Consider the following 15978-nt stretch of genomic DNA (forward strand, 5'->3'; position numbering starts at 1 on the left):
TGGTCTCCTGATGCAGTGCTCCTACTTCGACGCCGGCCGGTGCCGCTCCTGCACCCTCATGGGCCAGGACTACGGCATCCAGCTCGCGGACAAGCAGGCCCACTGCCGCGACGTGCTCGCGGACTTCCCGATGGCCTGGTCCGAGCCGGTGCGCAGCGCGGAGTCGGGCTTCCGGAACAAGGCGAAGATGGTGGTCGGCGGCACCGTCGCGGCGCCGACCCTTGGCATCCTGGACCGCGCCGGGCACGGGGTGGACCTCTCGGACTGCGGCCTCTACCCGGTGAACCTGGCCGCGACCTTCGCGCCGCTCGCCGCGTTCATCACCCGGGCCGGCCTGGAACCCTACGACGTGCCGGGCCGGCGCGGTCAGCTCAAGTACGTGATCGTCACCGCCTCGCCAGACGGTGAACTGATGGTCCGCTTCGTGGTCCGCACCGCTGAGCTACTGCGGCGCATCCGCGCCGAACTGCCCTGGCTGCGGGAGCAGCTGCCGACGCTGGCGGTGGTCTCGGCGAACATCCATCCCGAGCACAAGGCCGTGCTCGAGGGCTCGGAGGAGATCGTCCTGACCGAGCAGGAGTCCCTGCCGATGCGCGTCAACGGGTTCGGGCTGCACCTGCGCCCGCGCAGCTTCTTCCAGACGAACACCGCCGTGGCGGCAGCCCTGTATCGCCAGGCCACGCAGTGGCTGGACCAGATCGCGCCGGAGTCGGTGTGGGACCTGTACTGCGGCGTCGGTGGCTTCGCCCTGCACGCCGCCGGTCCTGGTCGGTCGGTGATCGGGGTGGAGACCTCCTCCGAGGCCATCGCCAGCGCCCGGCGCAGCGCGGCCGAAGCGAGTGTGACCGAGGTGGAGTTCGTCGTCGGGGACGCGGGCAAGTTCGCATTCGGGTCCGCCGCCTCCACGCGGGACGTGCCCGACCTGGTCATCGTGAACCCGCCCCGCCGCGGGATCGGACCCGAGCTCGCCGGCTGGCTCGAGTCGTCAGGGGTCCGAAGCGTGCTCTACTCGAGCTGTCGTGCCGAGTCCCTCGCCCGCGACCTCGCCGCGATGCCGTCGCTTCGCCCTCGGCGTGCGCGCCTGCTCGACATGTTCCCGCAGACCGACCACTACGAGGTCCTGGTCGAGCTCCGCCGGGACTGACCGGGCCCGCGTCGCGTCCGAGGCGTTTGACATGATGCTCGGGTGAGCACCCCAGCGCCCGGACGGGCCTCGACCGGCGAGCCGACGCCGTCGGGCATCGAGCCCGACCACGTCCGGTACCTCCGGGGCGAGACCGAGGCCCTGATCGCGGCGGTCGTCGCCGCCACCATCGCGGCGATCACAGGGCTGATCGTCTTCCACGGCAGGGCGACCCCGCTCTGGGGCGAGACCTCGATCGGCATCGTGGCGCTAGCGGTGTGCGCAGTGATGGCCGCCGCCGCGGGTGTCACGGGGTACCTGCGATCCTGGAACCTGCCCGGGCGGCAATGGCGGCACACCCTGCGGCCGTGGTTGAAGGTGCTCGACGTGCTCGGTGTGGTGCTGGTGCACACGGCCATCGCGGGCCTGCTCACCATCGGCGCGTTCGCCCTGCTGCAGCAGAGTTTCCGCGGCCTCGCGCTCGGCTCCGTCCTGGCCGCCGGCGCGCTCGCCCTCGCGGCCGGGCTCGTTGCGTACTGGGTCTACCTGTCGGTGCTGTCCACCTCGACCGTGCGGCTCGCCAGCCTGCTCGTGATGTTCCTGACGATCGGGACGTTCACGTCGATGGCGACCGCGCAGGATCCACGCTGGTGGGAGTACCACTTCAGCCAGCTCGGCAGCTTCGGAGACGGTTCCAGCGGGCTGTTCAACATGACCCTGGCGATCGCCGGGCTGCTGGTGACCAGCTTCGCACTGTCGCTGTACCGGAACCTGCGGGCGCTGTGCCGCGCGGGGGTGCTCGTCTATGCGTTCGCGCCGCGGGTGATCGCGGCGGCCTTCGTCGTGATGGGACTGATGCTCTCCTGCGTCGGAATCGTGTCGATCCCGGTGAGTCAGGACCTGCACAACGTGTTCGCCTGGGGGCTGGTGCTCGCGTTCGGGGCGCTGCTGCTCGGATCCCCGATCCTGCTGCGCGGGCTGCCGACCCAGTTCTTCCTGGTGACGGCGGTGATGGTCGCCGTGCTCGCCGGGACGGCGGTGGCGTTCTTCCTCGGCACGATCGTGTTCACGGCCTTCGAGCTGACGGCGTTCGTGATCATCTTCGGCTGGATCATGGTGTTCATCCGGATCGTCGACGCGTCCGCGCGCCCGGCGGATCCGGTGCCTGGCACAGTTTCGTCCCGGCCCTGACTGCACGGCCACCCTCGCCGGTTGCCGCTCCTGGCGGTAGCCTCGTGACGGAGGCGGCCCTCTCGCCGATCGGAGCCCACGCATGATCGAGTCCGCGTTCGCGATCCTTGAGGTCGAGGATATCGGTGCCGCGCTCGGTTTCTACCGCGACGGGCTCGGTGGCCGGCTCACGTACCGGTTCCCACCCGAGGGGCAGGGCGAACCGGTGTACGTGTCCCTCCAGGTCGGCCGCTCCGAACTCGGGATCGGCCTCGCCGACGGTCCGCGCGGTTCTGCCGCGCAGGCACCGTTCGTGCTCTGGTTCTACGTCGACGACGTCGACACGGTGACCGCAGCCCTGGCGGCGCGCGGTGCCCCGGTGCTGGAACCTCCGGCGGACCAACCATGGGGCGAGCGGGTCTCGCTCGTTGCGGATCCCTTCGGCACCCGCGTGCGACTCGGCGCGAGCGGGACGGCCGCGGACCGTACCTGAAGCGAAACCGGTCAGTGCCCCGAGGGCCTGCGGCAGGCCTCTCCGGTTGCCGGTGCTCGGCCGCGACGGGCCGGTCGACCCCGAAACACGCACGCTCCGGGGCCGGCAGCCGTGGCAAGCAGACCGTCAGTGCGCGGTGGCGCCCGCCGATGCTCGGGCTGCGGACCAGTCCGCCAGGTGGGTCGGTGCGACTTCGGCGTCCTCGGCGGTCGCCGCCAGGGAGGTCTCACCCAATGCCGTTCCGAAGTACTTCGCCTCCGGGTCCGAGACCACTTCGCGCGGGTCGTTCTTCGCGGCCAGGGCACCTCGGACCAGGTCCGCCATCCGGAACCGCTCCGGGCCACCGACCTCGTGTCGCCGGTTCAGGGGCGCTCCGGCCGCAGTCCTGGCGACCACCGCGGCGACGTCCGCCGCCGCCATCGGCTGGAAGTAGGCGGTCGGGAGGTGAACCTGGTTGCCCTCGGTCGCCTCATCGGTGATCCGCGCGAGGAACTCGAAGAACTGGGTCGCCCGCACGATCGAGTACGGCAGTCCGGAGCTCTCGATGAGCGCCTCCTGGGCGACCTTCGCCCGTAGGTAGCCACTGTTCGGCAGCTCGTCGGCACCCACCACCGAGAGTGCGACGTAGTGACCCACCCCGGCCTCCTTGGCGGCGGCGATGAGGGTGTTGGTCGAGGTGGTGAAGAAGTCGAGCACGTCCTGGTCGGCGAACGACGGCGAGTTCGACACGTCCACCACCACGTCAGCGCCCGCGAGGGCCTCCATGACGCCTTCGCCCGTGATGCTGTTGACACCCGTGTTCGGGGCGGCCGGCACGGCCTCGTGCCCGTGCTCGGTGAGTCGGGTGACCACCTGGGAGCCGATGAGTCCGGTCCCGCCGATGACGACGATCTTCATGATGAAGGCCTTCCTGGGTCTGCCGGGCAGGCCGTCCCGCCCGGTCAACAACTAGGACCGAGCGGCGCCCCGGCCTGTGACAGCCCGAGGCGAAACGCTCTCGGAGAGATGCGCGGGCACCACGGGGTGGGGGGTGCTCGGCATCAGACCGGCCCTTGTCCTCGGCCTCAGGCAGCCACGCCTTGCCGTGGCCCGTCCTCGGGCTCGATCCTGGCGACGGTGGGGTCCTCGGTACGCCTCCCGGTGCCGCTCGAACCGCCACTCGCGCCGACGAACGCGGCCCGGGGGTCCATGGCGGACTGCAGCGACACGATATCCCGGCCGAACAGGTGCGCGGTCGTCCAGATCGCCAGCACCTGGAACTTGCGGTGCCACGTGGGCACGGCGAGCACGTGGTAGCCGCGATGGATGAGCCAGGCCGGCCATCCGGTGAGCGTGATCGGCCCGGACTGGAACACTCCACGCCCGATCCCGAGGGTGGCGATCACGCCGAGGCTGCGGTGCTCGTAGTTCTTGGGGGCACGTCCGCGCAGCACCGCTGCGATGTTGCGGCCGAGGCGTCGGCCCTGCCGGACCGCGTGCTGGGCGTTCGGCACGGTGTAGGCGTCCGGCCGGTCGACGGCGAGGTCCGGCACGGCCGCGGCGTCACCGGCCGCCCAGGCGTCCGGGACCGGGCCGTCGGAAGTCACCACCCGCAGGTCGGCACCGACGACGAGGCGGCCGCGGGCGTCCACGGGCAGGTCCGTGTGGTTCGCGACCACGGGGTTCGCGCCGTTGCCGGCGGTCCACACGATCAGGTTCGCGTCGAAGGTCGTGCCGTCGGACAGTTCCACCCGGGAGTCGACGGCGGAGGTCAGCTGGGCGTTCAGGTGCAGCGTCGCGCCGCGGTCGCGCAGGCTCTGCGCTACCTTCTCGGCCGTCGCGGCCGTGAACTCGGGCAGGATCCGGCCCTGCGCCTCGACGAGGCGGAAGTCCAGGTCGGCAACGGTGAGTTCGGGATAGTCGGCGAGCAACGCCGTCGACAGGGAGAGCAGTTCGCCGAAGCCCTCCACCCCGGCGAGGCCGGCACCGACGAAAACGACGGTGAGCAGGGCGCGGCGCTCCGGTCCCGGTGGCAGCACGGATGCCTGGTCGAACGCGACGAGCAACCGGTCGCGGATCGCGATGGCCTCCTCGACGTGCTTGAGCCCGATGGCGTGCTCGGCCAGGCCGGGGATCGGGAAGGTCCGGGTCACGGCGCCCGCAGTGATGGCGATGACGTCGTAACCGAGGTCCAGGTCGGGGCCGGCGGCGGGGTGCACCTGTACCGTCCTGGTCGCGTGATCGACCCGCGTCACGCTGCCGGCGACCACCCGCGTGCGGTGCAGCCGCTTGCGGACCGAGATGACGGCGTGCCGTGGCTCGATCGAGCCGGCCGCGACCTCGGGCAGGAAGGGTTGGTAGGTCATGTAGGGCCGGGGGTCGATCACGGTCAGCTCGGCCTCGCCCGGCCGGAGCGTGCGCTCAAGTGTCCACGCGGTGTAGAAGCCCGCGTATCCGCCGCCGACGATCACGATTCTGCGCATCTGTCTCTCGCGCCTCCCACACCCTCGCCGGTGGACGCCGATCGCCCGCCGCTCCCGGGGTGTCACTACCTATGACCGGGGAGCGGAGCCGGGCGTGACAGATCTCGGGTGCAGGGTGGTGTGACGTCGCGCACAGTCGACGTGGGAGACCGGTCAGTCCGCCCGGGCGATCCGCTCGAGCTTCGCAGGCGCCATCATCCAACGGATCTGTTCGATGCCGTCCGGTCCGGTGCTCAGGGACACCAGCACCAACGGCTCACCGTCGCGCCGGACCAGGATCGCCGGCTCACCGTTGGCCTCGACCCATTCCTGCTCGGTGTCGACCCAGAAGTGGTGTGCGAACGCCGCGATGAACCTCGCCACCTGCTCGCGGCCGACCATCAGTTTGCGCGCCGCGTTCTTCACGCCGTCGCCGTCGGTGGTGCTGACCACCTCTCCGGCGAACAGCCCCTCCAGAGCGGCCATCTCCCCCGCCTGGGCTGCGGCGAGGAACGCGGCCAGGAGCTGCCGCTGCTCGTCGGCGTCGACCCGCTCGCGACGCTCGCCGGCGAGATGCTTGCGGGCCCGGCTGACGTGCTGGCGGACGTTCGCCTGGGTCTGCTCGAGGATCGTGGCGATGGTCTCGTACGGGTAGTCGAACGCCTGCCGGAGCACGTAGGCGGCGCGCTCCATGGGAGTCAGTCGCTCCATCAGCATGAGGATCGCGAACTCCAGTGCCTCCCCCCGCTCGGCACCGAGGGCCGGGTCAGCGCTGGTGTCGACGGGCTCCGGCATCCACGGTCCGATGTAGGACTCACGGCGCGCGTGGGCGGAGGTGGCCGAGTTGATGGCCAGCCGCGTCGTCGTGGTGGCGAGGAACGCTGCCGGGTTCTCCACCGAGTCCCGGTCGTAGCGCTGCCAGCGCACCCACGCCTCCTGGACGACGTCCTCGGCCTCGCTCACACTGCCGAGCATGCGGTACGCGATGCCGAACAGCCGGGGCCGGACGGCCATGAAGACGTCCAGCGCCTCGTTCAGTGGATCGGAGGATGTCGCCTCGGGAGCGTCGGTTGACACGTCAGCGATCATAGGCGCCTCGGCTCGACCGCGGGGAGGGCCGACCTCACCCGGATCGGCATCGGCATCGGCCACGCGCCGGCAGCCCACCTCGTGCCGGCAACCCACCTCGTCAGGCGCCGCTCCCGAAGTCCATCCCGTCGTAACCGAGATCCGGCCCGGGTTCGATGCCCATGGCGTCGTGCGTCCCATCGTAGACCGCGTCGCCGTGGTTGACCGCGCCCTGGTGGTCGACCACGCCGCCGACCATGCCCTGGTCGTCGACCGGGCCCCGCCTGCCGTCCGCGCCCGCGCCGATGCCCTCGCCGGCACCCGTGTTCACCAGACCGGCCTCGAACCCGTCCTCGACGCCTTCTGGGTCGTACACGCCCGCAAGGGCGCGCCCCTGCGCACCCGGACCGTCTGCACCTACCGGTGCTCCGCCGTCGAGCACCACACCGAACATGGCCTGTGCCAGGGCCGTGCCGACGTAGGCACCGGCGATCGAACTCAGCAACGATGACCCGAGGCCCTGGCCGTGGTCGTCGAACGCGCGCCTCAGCGCACCCGGCTGGCGTCGTTCGGTGCGGGTGGCCGAGCGCGCCAGCGTCTGCGCCGAATCGTCCTCGGGTCGGTCCGCCGCCGGTGCCACGTCGAACAGGCGCGCCCGGATCTCCTGGCGCTGCGAGTGAGTCAGGGAGGCGAACGCTTCGGCGTGCGCCAGCTCGATCTGATCTGTCGGCGCGGTCCGGAGCAGGTACTCGTACCGCTCGATGGCGCGCCGGTCCTCGGCGCTGCCGGTGGCGCTGTGCTGCGCGGTGCCCGGCTGCTGGTACTGCGGATCGGTGGGGCGGCTGTCCGGGTCCTTCGAGCTGCGGAACACGGGCACGGACCACTGGCGACCACCGGCGGCCATGGGGCCGCCGGGTTGCGTCGGCTGGTCGGGCTGGACCTCGTCGCGCCCGAACAACCGATCCAGGATTCCCATGCTGTACTCCGTCCGCTCCACTGCCGCCGCGGCCGCCGACGGCTATGGCCACGGTAATGGGCGAGCCCGGCGCACTCCCAGGGGACATCTGCCCGCTCGTCGCCACCGTTCTGATGCTTGCACCCGGGGAACCGGCGGCACCCGGACCTCCCGAGGCGCGGCGGCAACGCGGTGGGAGGGGTGGCTGCGGGTCACACCGGCGACATCGTCCTGCCGTCAACTCCGCCGGCGGCGCCGCAACCGCTCCACCTCGGCACGCGCAATCGTCGCCTCCTCGTCCGCTCGATCCCGCTCGACCTCGGCGCCCTCCTGCTCCGACTCGGCCGTGACCAGAGCCCGTTCCACCTGTTCGAGGTCGTGCTCCAACTCGAACGCCTGCCGGCGCAGTTCCTCCACCTGGGAGCGCACCCGAAGGGCCTGTGCTTGCAACTTGCCCGCACGCTTGCTGGCCTTGGTGTGTGCCTCGGTGGCCCGGCGTAGTTTCCGTTCGGCCTCCGCCGCCTCCTCCCGGGCATCGGCGAGCAGGCGGGCAGAGACCTGCTCGGCCGACCCGGTGGGCTCGACGACTGCGGACAACGGCGCGCCGCGATGCTTCGTGCCGCTCCTGGTCCCCACGGCACCTTCGATGGCAACCGCACCGGACAGGTCCACCGGACCCATCCCGATCACCAGCAGCGGTTCCACGAGCAGACCCCCGAGTACGGCGGCCTCCGCGTCCGCGTCCGCCATGGCCGCCTGCAGCGTGCCCTCGACCTGAGTGGCCACCGCCTCGCTGACCGGCTGACCGAGCGAGCGGCACAGGGACCGACCCTCCTGGACCACCGCCCCCACCAGGCGGCGCCGGCTGGTCGCCAATGCCCGCAGTTGAGCGCCGTCCAGCTCGTCCTGGGCCTCCCGCAGCTGTGCGCCGAGGTCGAAGAGCTGCCCGAGCCGTTCGTCCATGCTCCGCACCATGGTGTTCACGACCCAGGCCGCCATACCTGGTTTACGGAGCGCCTTGACCGCAGCCGCCCGAGCCGTTTCGCCGTCGGCCTTGAGCGTGGCCGCGAGTGTATTGCGGGCTGCCGTGAACTCGCCCGGCAGAAGGCCGTACAGCTCGTAGGCATCCGCCTGCAACGGCTCCTGGGCCCTGTCGCGTGCCACCGGCATCCGGTCCTCCCTCCGGTGTCCGGATTCTTGCACCATCGAGCCGAGAATGTCCGTGGCGCGCGCGGGTCCGCCGGCACCAATGGTCCATGGTTGCGCCGCCCATGGTGTCGGGGACACTCGTCGGCCTCCGGAGGCCAGTCCGTCGGCGTCCGGCGGCAGCGGAGGAGGTCCGAGAATAAAGTCCATCAGTCCGGAAATGTTCTTGGACCGGACAGTGTTGTTGACGCAGACTCAACTCCCGCCCCGGACACGTCGATCGACTGGATTCGCCATGCCTGAAACTGCCCAGACTCCCCCACTGAACGCTCCGCCCGGGGCACCGGAACGGCTCGCGCCATCCACCCGGCTGGTGATCACGCTCCTGCTCGTCTCCTCGTTCGTCGTCATCCTGAACGAGACGATCATGTCGGTGGCGATCCCGAACATCATGACGGACCTGCACATCGAGGCCTCGACGGGCCAGTGGCTGTCGACCTCGTTCCTGCTCACCATGGCCGTCGTGATCCCGATCACCGGCTATCTGATGCAGCGGTTCAACACCCGCCCGATCTTCCTGGCCGCGATGACCCTGTTCAGCGCCGGCACCTTGATCGCTGCCATCTCGCCGACCTTCGGGCTCCTCATCATGGGCCGGGTCGTCCAGGCAAGCGGCACCGCGATGATGATGCCGCTCCTGATGACCACCCTGATGACCGTGGTCCCGCCGGCGCTACGCGGACGCACCATGGGAAACGTCTCGATCGTCATGGCCGTCGCGCCCGCGGTCGGCCCCGCGATCTCCGGCCTGGTGCTGTCCGTCCTGCCCTGGAAGTGGCTGTTCTGGCTGGTGCTGCCGATCGCCGTCGCCGCGCTCGTGCTGGGTGCCCTTCGGGTGCCGAACGTCTCCACCCCGAAGCCTGTGCCGCTCGACATCCTCTCCGTGGTCCTGGCAGCGTTCGCCTTCGGTGGCCTGATCTTCGGACTCAGCGGACTTGGTGAAGCCGCTCGGCACGCACCTCCGATCCCGCTTGCGATCCCCATCGGCGGCGGCGCCGTGGCGCTGGTGTTCTTCGTGCTGCGTCAGCTGTACCTACAACGTGATGACCGGGCTCTGCTCGACCTGCGCGTGTTCAAGTCCCGGAGCTACGCGGTCTCGCTGACCATGATGGCGCTGCTCATGATGTCCCTGTTCGGCACGATCATCCTGCTGCCGCTGTACCTGCAGAACGTGCTCAACCTCGAGACCGTCACCGTCGGCCTGATGCTCCTGCCGGGTGGTCTCGCAATGGGTCTGCTCGGCCCGGTCGTCGGTCGGCTCTACGACCGGTACGGGCCCCGGCCACTGGTGGTGCCCGGTGCGGTGGTCGTCTCCGGAGCGCTGTGGTCGATGACCCTGCTCACCGAGCACTCCCCTATCGGCATGGTGCTCGCGGCGCACGTTGTGCTCAGCCTCGGGCTTGGGCTCATGTTCACGCCGCTGTTCACCACGGCGCTCGGGTCGCTGCGTCCGAGCCTGTACTCGCACGGCAGCGCCGTGCTCGGCACGCTGCAGCAGTTCGCCGGCGCGGCCGGCACCGCCCTGTTCGTGGTGCTCATGACGGTCGCTCAGGTGAACGCGCTCGACGCCGGAGCCAGCGAGGTGCATGCGACCGCCGTCGGGACCCAGACCGCGTTCACGTGCGGCGCCGTGCTCTCGCTGGTGGTCATCGTCGCCGCGTTGTTCGTCCGTCGACCGGACGAGCCCGCGCGGACGGCGGACGAGGAGCACGAAGCGCCGGTCGCCGTCCACTGACGGCAGTTGGCGCCCGACGGCGAGTGGTGGCTTCGAGCCACCGCTCGCCGTCGGCGTATTGCGTGCAGGCAGGACGTGCGGTCATCCAGGGCGTGAGGTCAGGCGCCGTGAGGTCAGGCGCCCGCGGTTGCCTTCAGACGGACGACGCCGCCCTCGGTGCTGATCGACACATCGCGCACCCGGGCCCCCGCGAAGGCGTACTGGGACAGGTCGACCGTGCGTCCGTCCCATTCGTCGGTGTAGCGCTTCGCGACCGACAGCAGCGCGGCGACCAAGGGGTTCCCGCTGGTCAGTTTCAGGTTCCGCACGGTCATCCGGGACGTGTCGTCGAACGAGGCCTCGCCGGTCAGGATCGCCTTGGCGGACAGGATCGACTTTCCGACGGTGGCCTCGGCCCGCAGAGTCGCGGATTTCGGGGTGGTCGCCTTGACCTCCAGGGTCAGGTCCTTGAGCGTGAAGCCCCGTCGGGCGAGGGCGCTGGTGCCGCGTGCCTTCAGGGCCGCCGTCACATCCGCGATGATTGCGCTGGCCTCGGCGTGCCCCTCGGGGGCGACGTCCCGATCGGTCTCTTCGTCCGGCCAGAGCCACAGGACGCCCTCGGCAGTGTGCCGCCACGCCACCGGGAGGTCGCGGACCTGCGCCGAGGCGGTCAACGGGACCCCCTCGGCGGTGATCGGCGACCCCTGGATCTGCAGGTCACCGAGAACGGTGGCTTGGCGATCGGTGAACGTCGGCTCGCTGCGGTCAGAGCCCCTGGTGCGAATCCGGGCTCCGCTGAGGTCGATCTGCACACTGGGGACGGAACCATCGTCCGCGAGCGTTGCGGCAACCTTGATCGGGGCGTCCTCGCCCAGGCCCATCAGCTCGCTCAGGCCCGCCGTCAGGCGCTGGCTGAGTTCCTCCGAGGTGGCGGGGATGGGACCGGGGCCGAGCAGGAACATCTGATCTCCAGGGTTGGGAGGGCGGGGGCGAAGGCCCCGGACGTTCGTGGCTGGGGCACCCTGTCAGCGTAGGTGATCCGGGAGGTTCGGCTGCCCGCGAGCCGACCTCCCGGGCCACCGCAAACGGTGCGGGTGGTCTCATCGCGCCTGCTGCATCAGCGGCGGCGGAGCCACATGGAGCCGCCGGGCGGATTCGCCATCAGCGCCGCCGGGCGAACACGCCACCAGCGCCGCCGGGCGAACACGCCACCAGCGCCGCCGGGCGGACACGCCATCGAGCGGCCGGCCCTCATCCTCAGCCTCGTCACTCCCGACCACGTGCCCAGCCCTGCCCCTCAGCCGGCCAGAAGCTCGTCGAGTCGCTCATAGCCGTCGTTGACCCCGGACTCCATGCCCGAGTCGACCATGCCGTCGCGGGCCTCCTGTGTCGGGTAGACGCTGCGACCGGTCAGCCGGGTGCGACCACCCTCCAGCGCCTCGAAGGTCATCGATTCGATGCTGACAGTGTCCGGGAACCCCTCGAACTCGAACGTCTGGATGATGAGCTCGTTCTCCCGGGCAGTGTGGAAGACGCCGCGGAACCGGTACGCCTCATCGCCGTTGACGTGGGTGTAGGCGTAGCCGCCGCCCGAACTCACGTCGTAACGGTCGATCGTCATCTCATACCCGCGCGGCCCGAGCCACTGCTTGATGAGGTCCGGTTCGACGTGGGCGCGATACACGGCCTCGACGGGCGCGTCGAACTCGCGGGTGATCTCGATGAAGGGAACGCCGGCGGGTGCGCTGATGGTGGTTGCGTTGCTCATGATTCCTCCAGTTCGGATGTGGACTCTGTGGTGTATGCCACGGCTGAGTCGCCGGTGGCCGAATCGCTCGCGGCCAGTACCGCGTCGAGCGACCGGAACTGCTGCTCGTGGAGCAGGCGGTAGCGGTCGATCCATGCGGTGAGGGACTCCAGTGCCGCGGCGTCCAGGTGCACGGGACGGCGCTGGGCGTCCCTGGTCCGGGTCACGAGGCCCGCCTGCTCCAGCACCTGGATGTGCTTGGAGATCGCCTGCTTGCTGATCTCGAACGGTGCGGCCAGATCATTCACCGTGGCCGGGCCGGTACTCAGTCGAGCGATGATCTGACGACGGACCGGATCGGCCAGGGCCATGAAGCCCCGGTTCAGTCGATCGTCGCGAGCATCCATCATCAAATCCTTCGTTGATCAATCACTTGGTTGACTACCCTAGAGCGTCGCGCCAGTGTCGTCAATCGTCGTCTTTCCCCGATGGATCGACCGACACCGCGGCATCCGGTCCGGCTACCGTTGCGGCTGCCCCCGACTCTCCGCGACAGACCCGAACACTGTGGACCAGCACGGCTCGACCTATGGAGGACAGGTCCATGACCCAGCCCCCGGTGGCGCCGCCGGACCCACCGTCCCAGCCTCGGCCTTGGGCCGACCTCGTGGTACACGACATGCCGGCGGCGGTCACTGCGATCTACCGTCCACGCGTGAGCCTGCTGAGCATCGTCCTCGTGGCCTGGGTCGGCGTCGGAGTCGGCCTGATTGTCTCCGGACACCGATCGGTCGGGACCGCCGTGCTCGCAGCGAGCCTGGCGCTCCTGATGGTTGCTCGTGACGACACTGGCGGCCTGGCTGTCCCGGACCGGAACACGCCCGGTCCTGGTGATCAAGGGACCCGCCATTGAGCTGTGCAAGCCTCCGCTTCGCCTTGCGTGGCACACGATTCAAGCGGTCGAGGTCCAGCCTGCTCAAGGTTGGCTGCGGACTCCCGCGATAGTGCTGCGGTTACGCGACGGTGTCAGCACCAAGCCTCCTGGCCCAGCTCGGTCCTTCCGCGGGTGGGCTCAGTGGCACCACCTGCGAGGGCGGGGCGTTGTGGTCGACGTCGCCAGCATTGACACCCCACCGCACACCATTGTTGAGGCCATCGCGACCGCGAGTGGCGGCTCTGTCCACGTTCCCAGCACCGGCCTGCGCTGAGTCATCGCCACGCTCCGCGTCCAGTGCGGACACGAAGCCGCTACTCGCCGATGTCCTCGTTCCACAGGGCTGGCTCATCGGCGATGAAGTCCGTCATCATCGCGGTGCAGGACGGGTCGTCGAGAACCACCACCTCCACCCCACGGGCGCGCAGGAGGTCCTCGCCCCCCAGGAACGTACGGTTCTCCCCGATGACCACCCGCGGGATGCCGTAGAGCAGGATCGCTCCGGTGCACATATCGCACGGCGACAGCGTGGTCACGATGGTCGCCTGCCGATACACGGTCGCCGGCAATCGACCAGCGTTCTCGAGACAGTCGGTCTCGCCATGGCGAATGGAGCTGCCGAGCTGGACACGCCGGTTGCGGCCGACGGCGAGGATCTTGCCGTCGGCGATGAGCGCTGCGCCGATCGGGATGCCACCCTCGGCACGTCCGGCGCGTGCTTCCTCGAGCGCGAGGGCGAGGCCCTCGCCATCGGACAGGGACATGACGCTCCATTCGCAGGTGGGACCTCACCGAACTGGCGCGGGTCGAGGTGTTCAACTCTCCACCCGACGCCACGGCGATCACGCAACGATGCGGACGGGCCAAGCCCGCATCGCCGACACCGCAGCGCCCCAGTGATCCCTGTCCCGACTCCGGGAGTCCGTGCTTACGTCCGTGCGGGACTACCAGCGCCCGCGGTGTACGACTTCGGCGTCCGGTCTGCGCTTTCGCGTCCGGGCCGAGAGCCCAAGTCGGTCGTCAAGCGCGGGATGCCCGACGGCGATCGCTCCGATCGGCTCGAACGTCGCCGGTGCGCCGAATGCGCTCCGGAACGCCTCGTGCTGGGTCTTCGGCATCCCGAAGAAGCACGCTCCGAGACCCGCATCGACCGCGGTCTGCAGGATCAGCAGCGACGCCATGCCGGTATCGATGTGCCAGTACGGTGCCGCCCACTGTTGCTGGTCCCGGGGCGTAGCGCCCTTGTCCCGCTCCTCGTATCGGTCCCGATAGATGGACTCGGAGGCCATCGGCACGATGATCGCGGGCGCGGTCCGCATACCCCTCAACCAGGCGCTTGAGTCACCGGCACGCTCCGGCGGGGTGGTCACGCGCCAGAAGCTCGCGACGTCGTCCGGCCTGTCGAGCACGAGGAACGCCCATCCCTGGCTGAATCCGGCGCTCGGAGCCCGGACCGCGTTCGACAGCATCGCCTCGATCGCCTCAGCCGGGATTGCCTCGTCCGTGAAGGACCGCACCATCTTGCGGCGGCGAACGACCTCTGAGAACTCCATAGCATGATCATGCCCGGTGATCCGGCGCGGCTGATCCACAGGTCACCGGTCCGACGCCCCTACCGTGCAGAGCGAGCGCGCTGGCGTGGCGAACACGACGGGCCCGCTCCAAACGCTCCCTCTCGCATCAGTTCCAGGGGTTGCGGGTGGGGAGGATTTCGGTGCCGTCTGGCTTGTAGAAGTGCCATGTGCCGTTGCGTCGGAGCATGGTGATGTTGTGGGTGTGGATCAGGTGGTGGTGGTAGCGGCAGACCAGGGCTGCGTCGTGCAGGTCGGTGTTGCCGCCGTCGGCCCAGTCTCGGGTGCCGTGGTGGGTTTCGCAGTGTTCGGGTGGGGCGGTGCAGTCGTGGTAGATGCAGTGGCGGTCTCGGGCGATGACGGCGCGGCGTTGGGCGGCGGTGAACAGGCGGTGGGCGCGGCCGTGGTTGAGGATCTCGTTGTCGGGTCCGAAGATGATCCGGTAGGTCTCGCCGGCGCAGCCGATGATCCGGTCGAGCAGGTCCCGGGGCACGGGCCCGGTGTTGTCGATGAACGTCGCCGGCCCGGCGGCGAGCAGGACGGCCCAGTCCCGCCCGGCGCTGGGCACAGCGGTGCGGTCGGTGCCAGCCACGGCCGTGCCGGGCAGGGCGGTGCCGTCGGTGCCGGGCAGGGCTGTGCTGTCGGTGCCGGGCACGTCGGTGCTGGGCAGGGTAATGCCGTTGATGTCGGGCGCAGCGGTGCCGTTGACGTCGAGCACAGCGGGACCGTTGGTGCCGGCGGTGGGTTGGCCCAGTGGTCCGACGGTTTCGGACTGGCCCTCGGGCAGACCGGTCCCCTCCGGTGCGCGCGGCGGGTTGGGTGCCTCCGCCGGTGCGCTCGTGTCACGTGCCGGGCCGGTCGTGGCTCCCGTCGGTGCGCTCGACGGGGCGGGCGCTTCCGTCGAGGCGCCGGGCTCGTTCGCCCCGGTCCCTCGCGTGGTTGCGCTCGTCGGGGTGGGTGTTTGCGTGGAAGCGTCAGGGTCGCTCGACGGGTCGGTGGTCCTTGGGGCGTCGGGCCCGGTCGGCATGCTCGGCCGGGTGGGCGCTTCCGCGGGAATGCCGGTCTCGCTCGCCGGTGTGGCGCCCTGGTCCGCTGTGATCGGCGTGCCGCTGTTGCGAGGGCTGCGCTGGGCCGGGTCGGTGGTGGTGCGGTCCAGGCCGGGTAGGGGTTCGGTGATCGGCCGCGGAGGCGCGGTCGAGCCGTCCACCTCCGCTGCGTCGGGCGGTTCGTCAGCTGCCGCGCCGGCTGCCTCGTCGGCTTCGGCGACTCCGGGCGCTCCGGGCACTTCAGGCGCTTCGGCTCCCTGGGCTCCGGGTTCGGGTCCTTCGGCGGTCTCGTCGGCTGCTGGTTCTTTGTCGCCGGTTCCGTCGGTTCCTGCGGGTGCTGTTTGGGTGGTGGTGATGAGGTCGAGGAATTCGGGGTAGCTGATCAGGACGCCGAGGTGGGGGCGCACGGACCCGGAGGTGCCGACCTTGCCCTGGTCCAGGGCGGTGTGGGCGAGGTCGCTGAGGGCTTGGGCGCGGCGTTGGGAGGAGGTGCGGGTCTCGTCGGCGGCG

General features: G+C 70.1%; 15 protein-coding genes and 1 pseudogene. 5 read left to right on the top strand and 11 right to left on the bottom strand.

The genetic code is table 11. The features are described from left to right. Positions 1–10: 10 nt before the first annotated feature. From rlmC to HALOF300_RS26715, 3 genes are all read left to right on the top strand, one after another. The gene (gene rlmC / locus HALOF300_RS26705) at positions 11–1144 is read left to right on the top strand and encodes a 23S rRNA (uracil(747)-C(5))-methyltransferase RlmC (RefSeq protein WP_156743895.1); all 1134 of its coding nucleotides are present in this window, start codon (positions 11–13) and stop codon (positions 1142–1144) included. 42 nt (positions 1145–1186) lie between these two features. Beyond that, the gene (locus tag HALOF300_RS26710; protein WP_156743896.1) at positions 1187–2314 is read left to right on the top strand and encodes a hypothetical protein; all 1128 of its coding nucleotides are present in this window, start codon (positions 1187–1189) and stop codon (positions 2312–2314) included. Positions 2315–2396: 82 nt separating this feature from the next. Then, the gene (locus HALOF300_RS26715) at positions 2397–2786 is read left to right on the top strand and encodes a VOC family protein (RefSeq protein ID WP_156743897.1); all 390 of its coding nucleotides are present in this window, start codon (positions 2397–2399) and stop codon (positions 2784–2786) included. A 126-nt stretch (positions 2787–2912) separates the two neighbouring features. Here HALOF300_RS26715 and HALOF300_RS26720 read toward each other — a convergent pair whose 3' ends face one another. From HALOF300_RS26720 to HALOF300_RS26740, 5 genes are all read right to left on the bottom strand, one after another. Then, positions 2913–3683 (bottom strand): SDR family oxidoreductase, encoded by a 771-nt coding sequence (locus tag HALOF300_RS26720; protein ID WP_156743898.1) that lies wholly within the window; start codon positions 3681–3683, stop codon positions 2913–2915. Between the two features lie 167 nt (positions 3684–3850). Then, complete coding sequence (locus HALOF300_RS26725) at positions 3851–5248, bottom strand: NAD(P)/FAD-dependent oxidoreductase (protein WP_156743899.1); 1398 nt, start codon at positions 5246–5248, stop codon at positions 3851–3853. Positions 5249–5401: 153 nt separating this feature from the next. Beyond that, positions 5402–6304 (bottom strand): RNA polymerase sigma-70 factor, encoded by a 903-nt coding sequence (locus tag HALOF300_RS26730; protein WP_231955803.1) that lies wholly within the window; start codon positions 6302–6304, stop codon positions 5402–5404. A 112-nt stretch (positions 6305–6416) separates the two neighbouring features. Next, positions 6417–7271: a hypothetical protein gene (locus tag HALOF300_RS26735; RefSeq protein WP_156743901.1), complete on the bottom strand. Its 855-nt coding sequence runs from the start codon at positions 7269–7271 to the stop codon at positions 6417–6419. A 216-nt stretch (positions 7272–7487) separates the two neighbouring features. Beyond that, a complete protein-coding gene (locus HALOF300_RS26740) occupies positions 7488–8420 on the bottom strand; it encodes a hypothetical protein (RefSeq protein ID WP_197522865.1) in 933 nt (310 codons plus the stop codon). Positions 8421–8691: 271 nt separating this feature from the next. Here HALOF300_RS26740 and HALOF300_RS26745 point away from each other — a divergent pair, with 271 nt between their 5' ends. Beyond that, positions 8692–10191 carry an MDR family MFS transporter gene (locus tag HALOF300_RS26745; RefSeq protein WP_156743903.1) on the top strand — a complete coding sequence of 500 codons (1500 nt, stop codon included), beginning with the start codon at positions 8692–8694 and terminating at the stop codon, positions 10189–10191. A gap of 113 nt (positions 10192–10304) precedes the next feature. Here the strand turns inward: HALOF300_RS26745 and HALOF300_RS26750 are convergent, their stop codons facing one another. From HALOF300_RS26750 to HALOF300_RS26760, 3 genes are all read right to left on the bottom strand, one after another. Then, positions 10305–11132 carry a hypothetical protein gene (locus tag HALOF300_RS26750; RefSeq protein ID WP_156743904.1) on the bottom strand — a complete coding sequence of 276 codons (828 nt, stop codon included), beginning with the start codon at positions 11130–11132 and terminating at the stop codon, positions 10305–10307. 335 nt (positions 11133–11467) lie between these two features. Beyond that, positions 11468–11938, bottom strand: coding sequence for an SRPBCC family protein (locus HALOF300_RS26755; protein ID WP_156743905.1), 471 nt, complete (start codon positions 11936–11938; stop codon positions 11468–11470). Continuing rightward, a complete protein-coding gene (locus HALOF300_RS26760; RefSeq protein ID WP_197522866.1) occupies positions 11935–12324 on the bottom strand; it encodes an ArsR/SmtB family transcription factor in 390 nt (129 codons plus the stop codon). Before HALOF300_RS26760 ends, HALOF300_RS26755 begins: the two co-directional genes overlap by 4 nt. 308 nt (positions 12325–12632) lie before the next feature. Here HALOF300_RS26760 and HALOF300_RS26765 point away from each other — a divergent pair, with 308 nt between their 5' ends. Further along, positions 12633–12830: a hypothetical protein gene (locus tag HALOF300_RS26765; RefSeq protein ID WP_156743907.1), complete on the top strand. Its 198-nt coding sequence runs from the start codon at positions 12633–12635 to the stop codon at positions 12828–12830. Positions 12831–13165: 335 nt separating this feature from the next. Here HALOF300_RS26765 and HALOF300_RS26770 read toward each other — a convergent pair whose 3' ends face one another. From HALOF300_RS26770 to HALOF300_RS27150, 3 genes and pseudogenes are all read right to left on the bottom strand, one after another. Further along, positions 13166–13615, bottom strand: coding sequence for a nucleoside deaminase (locus HALOF300_RS26770; RefSeq protein WP_156743908.1), 450 nt, complete (start codon positions 13613–13615; stop codon positions 13166–13168). A gap of 180 nt (positions 13616–13795) precedes the next feature. Beyond that, positions 13796–14404, bottom strand: coding sequence for a nitroreductase family protein (locus HALOF300_RS26775; RefSeq protein WP_156743909.1), 609 nt, complete (start codon positions 14402–14404; stop codon positions 13796–13798). A 127-nt stretch (positions 14405–14531) separates the two neighbouring features. Further along, a pseudogene (locus HALOF300_RS27150) lies at positions 14532–15978 on the bottom strand (hypothetical protein); the annotation flags it as partial.

It is taken from the genome of Occultella aeris (assembly GCF_902703175.1).
In the GTDB taxonomy this organism is placed as follows: Bacteria; Actinomycetota; Actinomycetes; order Actinomycetales; family Beutenbergiaceae; genus Occultella; species Occultella aeris.